Below are 13,125 nucleotides of genomic sequence, written 5' to 3'. Positions count from 1 at the left end.
AGGCTAACGACTACTCGGGGAGGTGGAGTTCCAGGTCGGGGCGCGGCGTGACGCCGCTCAGGCCGATTCCGGCCAGGAGGGCGGAGACCGGGCCGCGGCCCGGGAGCTGGGCCTCCGGGTCGATGTCGTGCCAGGGGGCCAGCACGAAGGCGCGCTGGTGGGCGCGGGGGTGCGGGAGGGTGAGGACCGGGTCGTCGCAGACGCGGTCGGCGTACGCGACGATGTCGACGTCGATCGTGCGCGGGCCCCAGCGCTCCTCGCGGACGCGGTCGAACGCCTCTTCGATGGCGTGCCCGCGCTCCAGCAGCGAGGACGGCGGCAGGGTGGTCTTCACCGCGATGACCGCGTTGAGGTACGAGGGCTGCGAGCCGGGCTCGACGCCCCACGGCTCGGTCTCGTAGACGGGGGAGACGGCCTTGACCCGCAGGCCGGGGGTGTCGCCGAGGGCGTCGACGGCGCCCTGGAGGGTCTCCAGGCGGTTGCCGAGGTTCGCGCCGAGCGCGATGACGGCCCATTTCGGGTTGGACAGGGTCACGTCCGCCGCGTCGACCGTCTCGACGACGGAGGCGGGTACCGGCTGGACGGTGGGGTCGCTCTGAGCGTTCAGTCCGTTGTTCATGCGCGGCTCCGGGTGATCGTGATGGTCACGTCGTCGAAGGGGACGGTGATGGGCGCGTCCGGCTTGTGGACGACGACCTCCACCTGCGCCACCGCTTCGTGCTTGAGGCACTGCTGGGCGATCCGCTCGGCCAGTGTCTCGATCAGGTCGACGGGCTCGCCCTGGACGACGTCGACGACTTCCTCCGCGACTACCCCGTAGTGCACGGTTTTCGCCAGGTCGTCTCCGGCCGCCGCGGGGCGGGTGTCGAGGTGCAGCACGAGGTCGACGATGAAGGTCTGGCCCTCCTCGCGTTCCCGGGGGAAGACGCCGTGGTGCCCGCGAGCCTTGAGGCCGCGCAGCGCGACACGATCCACGCGAATCACTCCTGCTTTCGTAGGTGCTTCCGGCCTCGGGGCTGCCCCGGGGCCATGGGCCTGCGCCGAGTGCGGTCGGCGTCGTCCGACTTCGAATTTACCTGCGAAACAGTCCGGTACCCGCCGTAGGGGTCAGGAGGAGGGGTCCTCGTCGTCCTCGTCGGACTCCGTGAGGACGGGAGAACCGTGGTGGGACCAGAGGCGCCAGCCCTCGGATGTGCGTCGGAACACATTCGTGGCGACGACCAGCTGGCCGACGAGCGGGCCGAGCTCTCCGCCGTCCTCGGCGGGGCCGCCGCTGAGGATGTTCTCCGTGCACGTCACCAGTGCGGTGTCGCCTATGACGGCCACCTTGGTGTCGGTGAGGAAGAACTGGATGTACTCGGTGTGGGACATGATCAGCGCGTACGAGCGCAGTACCTCGCCGCGGCCCGAGAGCACCGGCCAGCCGGGGTGCACGCAGGAGATCTCGTCCTCGAGCCAGAGCGCCGACAGAGCGTCGAAGTCCCCCCGCTCCATTGCCTCGTAGAAGGCCGTGTTGACCTCTTCGACCGCTTCGATGTCGGTTCTGCTCACTGTTCTCCTTGTGGGTCGATGAGGGTCAGAGTGCCCCTTCCACGGCGCGGGCCACCCGAACCGCGTCGGCGGTCGCCCGTACCTCGTGGACCCGTACGGCCCAGGCGCCCTGGTGGGCGGCGATCGCGGAGACGGCGGCGGTGGCGGCGTCGCGTTCGCGGGCCGGCGGCGGGGCGGCGTCGGCCGCGCCGGCCAGGACCCGGCCGAGGAACCGCTTGCGCGAGGCGGCGACCAGCAGCGGGAAGCCCAGGGCGCGCAGGTCGGTCATGTGTGCGACCAGGGCCAGGTCGTGCTCGGCGTTCTTCGCGAAGCCGAGACCGGGGTCGACGAGGAGCCGCTCGGGGGCTATGCCGCCGGCGACGACCGCGTCGATGCGGGCCCGGAGTTCGGCGGTGACCTCCGCGATCACGTCGTCGTAGACGGCGAGGCTGTTCATGTCGGCGCTGAAGCCGCGCCAGTGCATGACCACGAAGGGGACCTCGGCCGCGGCGACGGCCGGGATCATGCCGGGGTCGGCGAGACCGCCGCTGACGTCGTTGACCAGGGCGGCGCCGGCGTCGACGGCGCGGGCGGCGACGGCCGCGCGCATGGTGTCGACGGAGACCGTGACGCCCTCGGAGGCCAGGCCGCGCACCACGGGGACGACGCGGCGCAGCTCCTCCTCCTCGTCGACGCGGGTGGCGCCGGGGCGGGTGGACTCGCCACCGACGTCGACGAGGTCGGCGCCCTGGGCGACGAGGTCGAGCCCGCGCTTGACGGCGGCGGTGGTGTCGAACCAGCGGCCGCCGTCGGAGAAGGAGTCGGGGGTCACGTTGACGACGCCCATGACCGCGCAGCGGTCCCAGTCGGGCAGACCTGCGACCCGGCCCCTGTCGGTGGCTCCGCGCTTCGTGTTCATGGGTCAAGGGTAGGGCTGACCTGGATATGACAGCTCCTGCCACTGTCCCGTCGCCGGCACCCCTCCCTCACACCGCCCGGGCTCGGGGACCGGGCGGGGTAGGCCGAAGGCCCGGGCGGGTGGACCGGCCGGGCCTTCGGGGGTGTCGCGGGTGCGGTGCGGGCTACGCGGCCTGGACCTCGCGCTCGGCCTGCTTCGGGACGGACGGCACCAGGTTGTGCGTGCAGGTGCGGACCGGCTTGGGGCGGCGGCGGCTGGCGAACAGGCGCGGCAGGGCCAGCGTCACGAAGCCCTCGGCCTGCATCGCGGCGAAGCCGATGCGGGGCAGGTCGCGGGTGGTGCGGAAGACGACGAAGCGCGGCTCCCAGCGGGGGCGGAACTTCGCGTTGAACTTGTACAGGGACTCGATCTGGAACCAGCGGGAGAGGAAGACCAGCAGGCTGCGCCACATCCGCAGGACGGGGCCGGCGCCGATCTTCTCGCCGCGGGCCAGCGCCGAGCGGAACATCGCGAAGTTCAGGGAGACCTTCTCGATGCCGAGGGCCGGGGAGGCCTCCAGGGAGGCGACGATCAGCAGCTCGTTCATACCGGGGTCGGCGCCGCGGTCGCGACGCATCAGCTCCAGCGACATGCCGTCCTTGCCCCACGGCACGAAGTGCTGGATGGCCTTCAGGTCGCCGAAGGGGCTGGTGTCGCCCTCCTCGACGCGGTGGGCGGTGGCGATGAAGCAGTCGCCGTCGCCCGGGTCGCCGACCCGGCCCAGCGCCATCGAGAAGCCGCGCTCGGTGTCGGTGCCGCGCCAGGCCTCGGCCGCGCCGCGGACCTGCTCCAGCTCCTCCTCGGTCAGCTCGCTGACCCGGCGGACCTTGGTGGTGTAGCCGTTGCGCTCGATGCGCTTCACCATCTGGCGGACATTGCGCATGGCACGGCCCGAGAGGGAGAAGTCTTTGACATCGACAATCGCCTCGTCACCCAGCTCCAGGGCGTCGAGACCGGTCTCGCGGGTCCAGACTTCGCCACCGGTCTCGCTGCAGCCCATGACGGCCGGGGTCCAGGAGTGGGCCTTGGCCTCGTCCATGAACCGCTCGATCGCGCCGGGCCACGCCTCGACGTCGCCGATCGGGTCGCCGGAGGCGAGCATCACGCCGGAGACGACGCGGTAGGTGACGGCGGCCTTGCCGCTGGGGGAGAAGACGACGGCCTTGTCGCGGCGGAGCGCGAAGTGGCCGAGGGAGTCGCGGCCGCCGTGCTTGGCGAGCAGCTCGCGCAGCCTGCCCTCGTCGTCGGCGGTGAGCCGGGCGGCGGGGTGTTCGGGGCGGAAGGCCAGGTACATGGTGGTGAGGGCGGTCAGCATGCCGAGCGCGCCGAGGGAGTAGCCGACGGTCCAGGAGACCTGCCCGGCGTAGTTCACGGGGCCCTCGAAGCCGAAGAGGCCGTAGACGACGTGCTTGATCTGCTCGTACAGGCTCGGGTTGCCGACGACCCGGTTCGGGTGGACGTTGACGATGAGCAGGCCGAGCCCGATGGAGCCGGCGCTCATCAGGACGAAGTTGGCGAGCGCCTTCCAGCGGCTGCGCGGGTCGGGCAGGGCCTTGAATTCACCCTGGTGGCGCAGCAGGAGTGCGAAGAGCACCGCCGCGATGACGACGCCGGGGATCGAGTGCCGGTACAGGAACTGCGCCACGGCCCCGGCCGGCAGCAGGACGACCGCCGCCCGCCAGGCACGGCGCTTGCGGCGCTTGAGACCGTGCGCGAGCAGCAGGAGCAGTACGCCCGCGCTGATGGCGAGGGCGGCCGCGAACGGGCCGAAGACCGGCAGCACCTCTGCCACCGCGTGGATCCGGCTGTGCCGGAAACGGGGGAAGACACCCGCCGCGATGTCCAGAAGGCCGACGATCATGACGGCCGTACCTACCAGGCCGGGCACCGACTCCGGCTGTGGGCCTCGGAAGATTCGGCGGACCCTGCTCGGAACCTGTCCCGACTTATCGCCATCTATCCTGCTAGACATCGCTTCCCGTTGCTCCGCGAGAGATCAAGTGGCCGAAGGCCGCGACAGCCTCCGGTGTGTGGTGCGTCCCTTAGGACGACATCGACGGACAGCGGGTTCACTCTTCCGTCGGAAATTTCCAGTCCTGCCATCAGAAAGTCGACTGACTGCTCATGGGTCTCACCAGTAATACGGTCCTGGCGCTGGCCGTCCTCGCCGGTGTGCTGCTGTTCGCGGCCACCATCTGGTTCTGGCCGAAGCTCTCGGGCCGCACCTGGCGTGCGTTCGCCGGCCGTATCGGGCTCCTGCTGGCGACCCAGCTGGCGCTGTTCTCGGCTGTCGGGCTCGCGGCCAACAAGTCGTTCCTGTTCTACGGTTCGTGGGCCGACCTGTTCGGTCAGGAGACGTCGATGGGCAAGGTCGTCGACCACTCGATGAGCAGCAAGGACATCAAGGTCGTCGACAAGCAGAAGCTGGACGTCCCCGGCGGCGCCAAGCCCCAGGTGGGCGGTCAGATCCTGAAGGTTGCCATATCCGGGCAGAAGTCGAAGATTACGAGCCCCGGCTACGTGTGGCTCCCGCCGGAGTACTTCCAGCCGCAGCACAAGGACGAGAACTTCCCGGCGTCCGTCGTCCTGACAGGCTATCCGGGCACCGCGGAGAACCTGATCAAAGGGCTCGACTACCCGATGAAGGCCTTCAGCCTGTCCAAGTCGGGCAAGATGAAGCCGATGATCCTCGTCATGCTGCGCCCGACGGTGGCGCCGCCGCGGGACACCGAGTGCGTCGACGTCCCCGGCGGCCCGCAGACGGAGACCTTCTTCGGTGTGGACCTCCCGCAGGCCATCCAGGACACCTTCCGGGTCGGCAAGAAGCCGGAGAACATGGGCTTCATCGGCAACTCCACGGGCGGTTACTGCGCTCTGAAGATCGCCGCGCACTACCCGCAGACCTTCGGCGCCGCCGCGGGCCTGTCCGCGTACTACGACGCTCCGGACGACCCGACGACCGGTGACCTGTTCCACGGCGACGAGAAGCTGAAGAAGCGTGCGGACATCCTGCACGTGATGGACAACAAGAAGCCGGCCGGTACGTCCTTCCTCGTCACCAGCAGCGAGAAGGGCGAGCCGAACCTCTCGGACACCAAGAAGTTCATCAAGAAGGTGCAGGGCCCGGACCGGGTCTCGTCCATCATCCTCGACAGCGGCGGCCACAACTTCAACACGTGGCGCCGTGAGATCCCGCCGATGCTGATGTGGATGAGCGGCCGCATCCAGGCCTGACGGCCGTGCGGTGCGACGGCTGGAGCAGGGGCCCGACCGGAAGGTCGGGCCCCCTTTTCTCATGCCTCCTGCAACTCCGCCCGGCGCAGCGCCCGGTGGACGCCCTCGGGGGTCAGTACGCCGGCCAGCTCGCCGGTGTCCGGGTCCGTCACGCCGATCCGGCCCGAGTCCTCCTGGAGCAGTGCGGCGAGCGCCTCGCGCAGCGTCGCGCCGAGTTCCACCGACGCCCCGGGCACCGTCCCCTCGGCCGGTGCCAGGTCGTCGGCCCCGAGCGTGGTGACGGCGAGCCGCTTGAGCCCCCGGTCCGCGCCTACGAAGGAGGCCACGCGGGGCGTGGCCGGGGCTCCGAGCACCGCCGCCGGCCGGTCGAACTGCTCGATGGTGCCCGTTCCGTAGACGGCGATGCGGTCGCCGAGCCGGATCGCCTCCTCCAGGTCGTGCGTGACCAGCAGGATCGTCTTGCGCACGGTCCGCTGCAGGGCCAGGAACTCGTTCTGGAGCCGCTCGCGCACCACCGGGTCCACGGCGCCGAAGGGCTCGTCCATCAACAGCACCGGCGGGTCGGCGGCGAGCGCGCGGGCGACGCCGACGCGCTGGCGCTGCCCGCCCGACAGCTGTTCCGGGTACCGGCTCCCGTACACCGACGGGTCCAGTCCCACCAGTTCGAGCAGCTCGGCCGCCCGGGCGCGGGCCGCGGCCCTGGGGGTGCCGATCAGCTGCGGCACGGTAGCGGTGTTCTCCAGCACGGTCTTGTGCGGGAAGAGCCCGACCTGCTGGATGACGTAGCCGATGCGGCGGCGCAGCTCGACCGGGTCCGCGGCCGCGATGTCCTCGCCGTCCAGCAGGATCCGGCCGGAGGTGGGGTCGATGAGCCGGTTGACCATCTTCATCGTGGTCGTCTTGCCGCAGCCGGACGGTCCGACCAGCGTGACGAGCTCTCCCTCCGCCACCTCGAAGGACAGGTCCTCGACGGCCGTCGTCCCGTCGGGGTAGCGCTTGGTCACATGCTCGAATCGGATCACGGACCCATCTTTCCTCACGGGCGCCGCCCGATTGTGAAGGGCGTGTTGCCCCCGTGCGAAGGATTCCGGCCATGGACTGCGATGGGGGTTAGGGTCGTCCAAGGCCGGGCGATCGAGCATGTGTACGTTGGGAGACGGGGGGTGAGGCGCGTGCCGGGGCGGAACTGCCTGGTGGCGAACGACTGGATCTGCTGGGACTACGTCACCTCCCGCTCCCAGGAGCTCACCGACGCCACCGTCGAGCATGTGTGGATCACCGGCGCGGCCGTCCTGATCGGCCTGGTCGTGTCCGTGCCGCTCGCCCTGCTGGCCCGCCGCGGCAGGCGCTGGTCGGCGCCCGTGCTCACCTTCACCACCCTGCTCTACACGGTCCCCTCGCTGGCCATGTTCTCCCTGCTGCTGCCCGTCTTCGGGCTCTCGGCGGCGCTGGTCGTGACCGGTCTGGTGCTCTATTCGCTGACCATCCTGGTCCGCAACGCGCTGGCCGGCCTGGAGGCGGTTCCCGAGGAGGTGCGCGAGGCCGCGCGCGGCATGGGATACGGGCCGGGGCGGCTGCTGTGGCAGGTGGAACTGCCGCTGGCGCTGCCCGCGCTGCTCGCCGGCGTACGGATCGCCACGGTCTCGACGGTCGCACTGACCACGGTCGGCTCCATCGTCGGCAAAGGCGGCCTCGGCAACCTCATCGCGCCCGCGGTGACCAGCTCCTTCAAGGCGCAGGTCCTCACCGCCTCGCTGCTGTGCGTACTGCTGGCGCTCGCCGCGGACCTGCTGCTGCTCGGCCTGCAGCGGCTGCTCACGCCGTGGACCCGGGCCGGCGGCCGGCCGGCCGGCCGGGGGAAGGGGGCCTGACGCATGGGTGTGGCGGGAGGGGCCTGGGACTGGCTCGCGAACGGCGCCAACTGGTCCGGGGAGAACGGTGTCTGGCACCGGCTCGGCGAGCACGTCTACGTCAGCGGGCTCGCCCTGGCGATCGCCTGCGCGATCGCGCTGCCGGTCGGCCTTTACCTCGGCCACCTCGGCCGGGGCGGCACCCTCGCGGTCAACGTCTCCAACGTCGGCCGGGCCGTCCCGGTCTTCGCGGTGCTGGCGCTCTTCATGGTCTCCCCGCTGCGCAACGCGGGCTACCTGCCGACGGTGGCCGCCCTCGTGCTGTTCGCCGTCCCGCCGCTGCTGACCAACGCGTACGTCGGCATGCGCGAGGTGGACCGTTCGGTGGTGGAGGCCGCCCGCGGGATGGGCATGTCCGGCGGGCAGCTGTTCTGGCGGGTGGAACTCCCGCTCGCGCGCGGCCTGGTGATGACCGGGCTGCGTTCGGGCTCCGTGCAGGTCATCGCCACGGCCACGATCGCCGCCATGGTCGGGCAGGGCGGTCTCGGCCGGATCATCACCGCCGGCTTCAACACCTACAACACCCCGCAGGTCGTCGCCGGGGCCCTGCTCGTGGCCGCCCTGGCCCTGCTGGTGGAGGGCGTGCTCGTGGCGGCGGAACGGCTGCTGCCCCGGGCCGGCGCCCGCCGCTGATTCCCGTCCCTCTTCTCGAACGGAGCAACTCCATGACCAAGACCACGCGCGTTCTCGGCGCGTCCCTGGGCGTCCTGGCCCTGACGGTGTCGCTGGCCGCGTGCGGCGGTGACAGCCTGGAGAAGAGCAAGGACGGCGGCTCCTCCGCCGCCCCGGCCGCGGGGGGCAAGGGCAGCCTGGTGATCGGCGCGGCCGGGTTCACCGAATCGAACGTGCTGGCGGAGCTGTACGCGCAGGTCCTGGGGGACGCGGGCTACAGCACGTCCGTCAAGACGGTCAACAACCGCGAACTGTACGAGCCGTCGCTGGAGAAGGGCGAGATCGACGTCGTCCCCGAGTACGCGGCCACGCTCGCGGAGTTCCTGAACGCCAAGGTGAACGGGCCGAAGGCGCCCGAGGAGAAGCCGGTCGCGTCGAGTGACGTCGCGGCGACGGTGGCGGGCCTGGAGAAGCTGGCGGCCCCGCTCGGGCTGAAGGTGCTGCCCGCGGGTTCGGCGGTCGACCAGAACGCATTCGCGGTGACCAAGGAATTCGCCGAGAAGAACAACCTCAAGTCCCTTTCCGATCTTGGCAAGTCGGGCCTGAAGGTGAAGATCGCGGCGGGCGACGAATGCTCCGTCCGCCCCTTCTGCGGCCCGGGACTGACCAAGACATACGGAATTCAAGTTTCCGGTATTGACCCGAAGGGCGTCGGCACCCCGCAGGCCAAGCAGGCGGTCAAGGACGGCGTCGACCAGCTGGTGCTCACCACGACCACGGACGCCACCCTCGACAGCTTCGGCCTGGTCCTGCTGGAGGACGACAAGAAGCTCCAGAACGCGGACAACGTGCTGCCCGTGGTCAACGCAAAGGACGCCGGGGCCCCCGAGGTCGCGGCCGCGCTCGACAAGCTGACCAAGGTGCTCACGACCGCCGACCTGGCCGACCTGAACCGGAAGGTGGACGCCGAGCGTGCCAAGCCGGCCGACGTCGCGAAGGCCTACCTGGAGGCGAAGGGCCTTGTGAAGAAGTAGTGCCTACTGGTTGATGGAGAAATGTGGGGTAACTGCCCGGGAACAGATTGCCGGGTGGGTACCCCACACGACCTCTACGCCCTGTAAATTTCAGGCCATGCCCCGTGGACGCCACCGCAATCCCGAACCCCTGCACCGGCTGCTCACGCCGACGGCCGTTGCCGGTGTGTCCGTCACCAGCGCCGGCGCCGCCTGGCTGCTGGCCGGCCCCGACGACGGAACCGCGCTGAGGCTGCTCGTGGCGCTCGCCGCGGCCGCCGGGATCGCCGGCGCCGTCGTGATGCGAGCCTGGGACCGCAGCGCGGGACGCCGGGTCGCGGAACTCGCCCGCGAGCGGGTCAAGGACGAGTGGCGCACCGACGAGCGCATAGCCGAGCTGGAGTCCGACCTCGAAGAGGCCCGGATGCTGCGGGCCAGGCTGGATGCCAAGCTGCGCGCCAAGCGCGTCGAACTGGCGGGCCTGCGGGGCGAGCACGCGGCGCTGCTGCGCCGGTACGCCACGGCCGAGACCGAGCGCGCCAGCGCCCTGGAGAAGCGCCGGCTGCTGGCCATCGAGGCCTCGTCGACCACGGCTGCGGCCGATCCCAAGCAGCTTCCGGCCGTCTCCGAGGAGCGCACCTCGGCCGGCGCACCCACCTCGGTGGGCTACGCCCGGGCCCACGCGGCCATGGTGGCGCTGGCCCGCAAGGCGCAGGAGCGGGCGCTGCCCAGGGCGCGGGCCGCGCGCGAGCTGCCCACGGTGCCGCCGGCCGCGGGCCCCGCCGCCTCCTTCCCGGCCCGCCGTCAGGCGGCCGCCGTGGCCCCGTACGCGGCCCAGCGGCGTACGGCCTCCCGCGTCGAGGGCGGTTTCGACTTCTTCGGCACCAAGAACTCGGCGCAGGCCCGCGCGGCGATCGAGGCGGTGCAGAACGAGGACCTGGCCGACGTGGTGGGCGCCGAGGCCCTCGCCGTGCACAAGGCGGAGTCCGCGCAGCAGACGGCCGAGCCGGAGTTCAAGCCGCCGACCGACGAGACCCGCGCGGTGGGCCAGGTCATCGACCTGACGGCCCACGACGAGACCGAGCCGATCGACGTGGTGCGCCTGCGCACCGCGATCTCCTGACCGCCCCTTCCCTGCCCCTCAGGGCCCGTACGAGGCCACCAGCCGGGCCAGGTGCCGGCCCGCCAGCAGGAGCGGGGTCCGGCTCTGGGTGACCTGTGAGGTCATTTCGGCGCCCTCCAGGGTGTTGACCACGGTGATCGCCAGGTCTCGCGCCTCCTGCTCCGGGTAGCCGGAGGCCAGGAGCTTCGCGGCGACCAGCTCCTGCCAGTGGGCGAAGGCCCGGGCGCAGGCCGCCTGCAGATCGGGGAGGCGGCCGACCGTCTCCAGGGCGGTGGCCGTCACCGGGCAGCCGTCGCGCCAGTCGGACGCCTCCAGGGCCTCCGCGAGCAGGCCGGTGATCGCCTCGACCGCCTCCGCGGGGTCCGGCCGGGCGGCGAGCCCCGTGCGCAGGAGCGCGGCGAACTCCTCGTCGCCGAAGTGGATCGCGGCCACTGCGAGTTCCTGCTTGCCGCCCGGGAAGAAGTGGTACAGCGAGCCCAGGGTGGCCCCTGCCTCCCGAACCAGCTGTTTGACCGGGGTGTTCTCGTACCCGCCGTGCTGCATGAGGCGGGAGGCGGTGCGGACCAGGCGCTCGCGCGTTCCCGGCTCTGTCTTCGTCCCTGTCGCTGCCATGGCCGGATCCTACCCAACATATTGGATAGAGCGCTCGCTCTAATCCCGTGCTACGGTCGTGCCGAGCGCTGGATAGAGCGTTCGTTCTAGTCACGTGTACCGGGGGAGAGTTCCATGAACAACACCAAGATCACCGTCGTGGGCCTGGGTCCCATGGGCCGGGCCATGGCCGCCGCCTATCTCGACGCCGGCTACGAGGTCACCGTGTGGAACCGCAGTGCCGGCAAGGACACCGACCTCGTCGCACGCGGCGCGCGCAGGGCGGCGGACGCAGCCGGGGCCGTCGCCGCGAGTCCGCTGGTCGTGCTCAGCCTGATCGACGTCGAGGCCATGTACGGCACGCTCGGCGACGCCGACCTCACGGGCCGCGCGCTCGCCAACCTCTCCTCCGACCTCCCGGACAAGGCCCGCGCGGCCGCACGGTGGGCCGAGGAGCGCGGCGCCGCGTACCTCACGGGCGGGGTCAACGTGCCGCCCGCCGGCATCGGACAGGAAGGGTCGTCGATCTTCATCAGCGGCCCGCGAGAGGTCTACGAGGAACACCGGTCGGCGCTCGACCTGCTCGCCGCCACCGACTACCGCGGCGCGGACCCCGGCTACGCGCAGCTCTACTACCAGCTCAACATGATCCTCTTCTGGACCGCCTACACGGGCTGGTACCAGGCGGTCGCCGTGGCCCGCGCCAACGGCCTGACGGCGTCGGACATCCTGCCCTACGCCGGCTACACCGCCGACACCATGCGCGGTTTCTACACGCAGAGCGCCGCGCTCATCGACGCCGACGACCACCGCGGCGAGGACCAGCGCCTGACGATGTGCGCCGCCAGCGTCGAGCACATCCTGCACACCGCGGCGGACTCCGGTGTGGACACCGCGATCCTGGCCGCGCACGCGGAGCTGTACCGCCGCGGGGTCGACGCGGGCTACGGCGACGAGAGCAGCTCGCGCCTGATCCGGCTGCTGGCTGCCAAGGAGGGCTGACGGTCGGGTCGGCCGGGTCGGCGCCTCAGAACAGCGGCAGCTGTCCCGGGACGTCGGGCAGGACGAACCCGTCCAGCGTGGGTGCGCAGGCGCCGAGCACCACCCGGGCCCGGGACCCGGGGCAGGACACCAGGTCGCCGCGGGCGGCGGGCGGGTCGTGGCGGGCGATGCGGCCCGCGGTGACGGCGCAGTCGCGGCCGCAGGCGGGGCAGGCCCGGCGGGGTGAGTGGGACATGGCGCCCAGTCTGCCCTGCCGCACCGACATCAGTCCCGCGCCGGTTCCGCGGCGGCCGCCCGCCGCTGGGCCAGCCACACCTCGTGCACCCGCTCCACCCGGGCCCACAGGGCAGCCCGGTCGGCGGGCGTCAGGTCCTCGAGGTCCAGCCCGAAGATGCCGTCCAGGACCGAGAGGAGTTCCTCAGGCCCGGACAGCACCCGCTCGGCGGTCTGTTTCCCGCCCTCCAGGCGGGTCAGGACCTTCCCGCGCAGGCAGTCCGCGCCGCCCGCGTCGCGTCGGAACACCGCGAAGACCCGCACGAAGGGGGACTCCTCGTTCGTGGACAGCCACGTGTGCATGCCCTCGAAATCGGCGGTCGCCGCGGGGGCGTCGCGGAAGTTCATCCGGCGCGCACCGCCCGCCGCGGCGAAGAAGGACCAGCCCGGGCTCTCGCCCTCCAGCGGATCCAGCCGTTCCAGGGAGTAGCTGAAACCATTCTGCTCGTACGGGCCCGCGACGAGCGGCAGCGGTTCGTACGGGCCCATGTCCCCGAGTCCGGCCTCCACCCAGTACTCCTCGCCCCCGACGCGGACGGTCAGGGCGAGGTGGTCGCCCCGCACCGCGCGCGACGCGGCGTCGGCGCTCACGGCCCCGACGTGCCGGGTCACCTCGTAGCCCAGGGATTCCAGGAGCAGGGCGAAAGCGCCGTTCAGATGGAAGCAGTAGCCGCCCCGCCCCGCGGCGAGCCGCCGCACCGACAGCTCGGGGTCGATGCCCGGCGGCCGGCCGAGCTGTATGTCGATGTTCTCGTAGGCGATGCGCTCCACATGCGCGCGCTGGAGCGCGAACAGCCCCTCGGCGCAGGGGGCGCCGAGGTCGAGGTCGGCGATGCCGAGACGCCGCAGGTAGCCGTCGAAGAAGTCCGTTGTCATCCG

General features: G+C 71.4%; 15 protein-coding genes. 6 read left to right on the top strand and 9 right to left on the bottom strand.

Annotated features, from left to right (window positions below):
* Window positions 1-10: 10 nt before the first annotated feature.
* The 5 genes from folK to ACZ6JS_RS10320 form a co-directional block, all read right to left on the bottom strand.
* Window positions 11-619, bottom strand: coding sequence for a 2-amino-4-hydroxy-6-hydroxymethyldihydropteridine diphosphokinase (gene folK, locus ACZ6JS_RS10340; protein ID WP_469297229.1), 609 nt, complete (start codon window positions 617-619; stop codon window positions 11-13).
* The gene (gene folB / locus ACZ6JS_RS10335; protein WP_030010912.1) at window positions 616-975 is read right to left on the bottom strand and encodes a dihydroneopterin aldolase; all 360 of its coding nucleotides are present in this window, start codon (window positions 973-975) and stop codon (window positions 616-618) included. The genes folK and folB overlap by 4 nt, the downstream gene beginning before the upstream one ends.
* 132 nt (window positions 976-1,107) lie before the next feature.
* A complete protein-coding gene (locus tag ACZ6JS_RS10330; RefSeq protein ID WP_365193201.1) occupies window positions 1,108-1,551 on the bottom strand; it encodes a nuclear transport factor 2 family protein in 444 nt (147 codons plus the stop codon).
* A 25-nt stretch (window positions 1,552-1,576) separates the two neighbouring features.
* Window positions 1,577-2,449, bottom strand: coding sequence for a dihydropteroate synthase (folP, locus tag ACZ6JS_RS10325; RefSeq protein ID WP_469297228.1), 873 nt, complete (start codon window positions 2,447-2,449; stop codon window positions 1,577-1,579).
* Between the two features lie 163 nt (window positions 2,450-2,612).
* Complete coding sequence (locus ACZ6JS_RS10320) at window positions 2,613-4,460, bottom strand: phosphatidylglycerol lysyltransferase domain-containing protein (RefSeq protein ID WP_469297227.1); 1,848 nt, start codon at window positions 4,458-4,460, stop codon at window positions 2,613-2,615.
* A gap of 152 nt (window positions 4,461-4,612) precedes the next feature.
* Here ACZ6JS_RS10320 and ACZ6JS_RS10315 point away from each other — a divergent pair, with 152 nt between their 5' ends.
* Window positions 4,613-5,722 carry an alpha/beta hydrolase gene (locus ACZ6JS_RS10315; protein ID WP_469297226.1) on the top strand — a complete coding sequence of 370 codons (1,110 nt, stop codon included), beginning with the start codon at window positions 4,613-4,615 and terminating at the stop codon, window positions 5,720-5,722.
* A 59-nt stretch (window positions 5,723-5,781) separates the two neighbouring features.
* On the opposite strand, the gene ACZ6JS_RS10310 is transcribed toward ACZ6JS_RS10315, so the two are convergent.
* Entirely contained in the window at window positions 5,782-6,744 is a 963-nt protein-coding gene (locus ACZ6JS_RS10310) for an ABC transporter ATP-binding protein (RefSeq protein WP_469297225.1), read from the bottom strand.
* A 150-nt stretch (window positions 6,745-6,894) separates the two neighbouring features.
* Between ACZ6JS_RS10310 and ACZ6JS_RS10305 the strand changes: the two genes are divergently transcribed.
* The 4 genes from ACZ6JS_RS10305 to ACZ6JS_RS10290 all read left to right on the top strand — a co-directional run bounded on the left by ACZ6JS_RS10305 (window position 6,895) and on the right by ACZ6JS_RS10290 (window position 10,380).
* Complete coding sequence (locus ACZ6JS_RS10305) at window positions 6,895-7,593, top strand: ABC transporter permease (RefSeq protein WP_469297655.1); 699 nt, start codon at window positions 6,895-6,897, stop codon at window positions 7,591-7,593.
* A 3-nt stretch (window positions 7,594-7,596) separates the two neighbouring features.
* The gene (locus tag ACZ6JS_RS10300; protein ID WP_469297224.1) at window positions 7,597-8,265 is read left to right on the top strand and encodes an ABC transporter permease; all 669 of its coding nucleotides are present in this window, start codon (window positions 7,597-7,599) and stop codon (window positions 8,263-8,265) included.
* Window positions 8,266-8,297: 32 nt separating this feature from the next.
* Window positions 8,298-9,278 carry an ABC transporter substrate-binding protein gene (locus tag ACZ6JS_RS10295; protein WP_469297223.1) on the top strand — a complete coding sequence of 327 codons (981 nt, stop codon included), beginning with the start codon at window positions 8,298-8,300 and terminating at the stop codon, window positions 9,276-9,278.
* A gap of 97 nt (window positions 9,279-9,375) precedes the next feature.
* The gene (locus ACZ6JS_RS10290; RefSeq protein ID WP_469297222.1) at window positions 9,376-10,380 is read left to right on the top strand and encodes a hypothetical protein; all 1,005 of its coding nucleotides are present in this window, start codon (window positions 9,376-9,378) and stop codon (window positions 10,378-10,380) included.
* Between the two features lie 18 nt (window positions 10,381-10,398).
* Here the strand turns inward: ACZ6JS_RS10290 and ACZ6JS_RS10285 are convergent, their stop codons facing one another.
* Window positions 10,399-10,992 (bottom strand): TetR/AcrR family transcriptional regulator, encoded by a 594-nt coding sequence (locus tag ACZ6JS_RS10285; protein WP_469297221.1) that lies wholly within the window; start codon window positions 10,990-10,992, stop codon window positions 10,399-10,401.
* A 114-nt stretch (window positions 10,993-11,106) separates the two neighbouring features.
* Between ACZ6JS_RS10285 and ACZ6JS_RS10280 the strand changes: the two genes are divergently transcribed.
* Window positions 11,107-11,973: an NAD(P)-dependent oxidoreductase gene (locus ACZ6JS_RS10280; RefSeq protein ID WP_469297220.1), complete on the top strand. Its 867-nt coding sequence runs from the start codon at window positions 11,107-11,109 to the stop codon at window positions 11,971-11,973.
* A 25-nt stretch (window positions 11,974-11,998) separates the two neighbouring features.
* Here ACZ6JS_RS10280 and ACZ6JS_RS10275 read toward each other — a convergent pair whose 3' ends face one another.
* Window positions 11,999-12,208: a hypothetical protein gene (locus tag ACZ6JS_RS10275; protein WP_469297219.1), complete on the bottom strand. Its 210-nt coding sequence runs from the start codon at window positions 12,206-12,208 to the stop codon at window positions 11,999-12,001.
* Between the two features lie 29 nt (window positions 12,209-12,237).
* On the bottom strand, window positions 12,238-13,122 hold the full coding sequence (locus ACZ6JS_RS10270) for an arylamine N-acetyltransferase family protein (RefSeq protein ID WP_469297218.1): 885 nt from the start codon (window positions 13,120-13,122) through the stop codon (window positions 12,238-12,240).
* Between the last annotated feature and the right edge of the window lie 3 nt (window positions 13,123-13,125).

The sequence above is a fragment of the Streptomyces sp. NPDC046349 genome (assembly GCF_055587885.1).
Note: the sequence above shows the minus strand (reverse complement) of the source record. Positions and strands in the feature narration are given on the sequence as shown.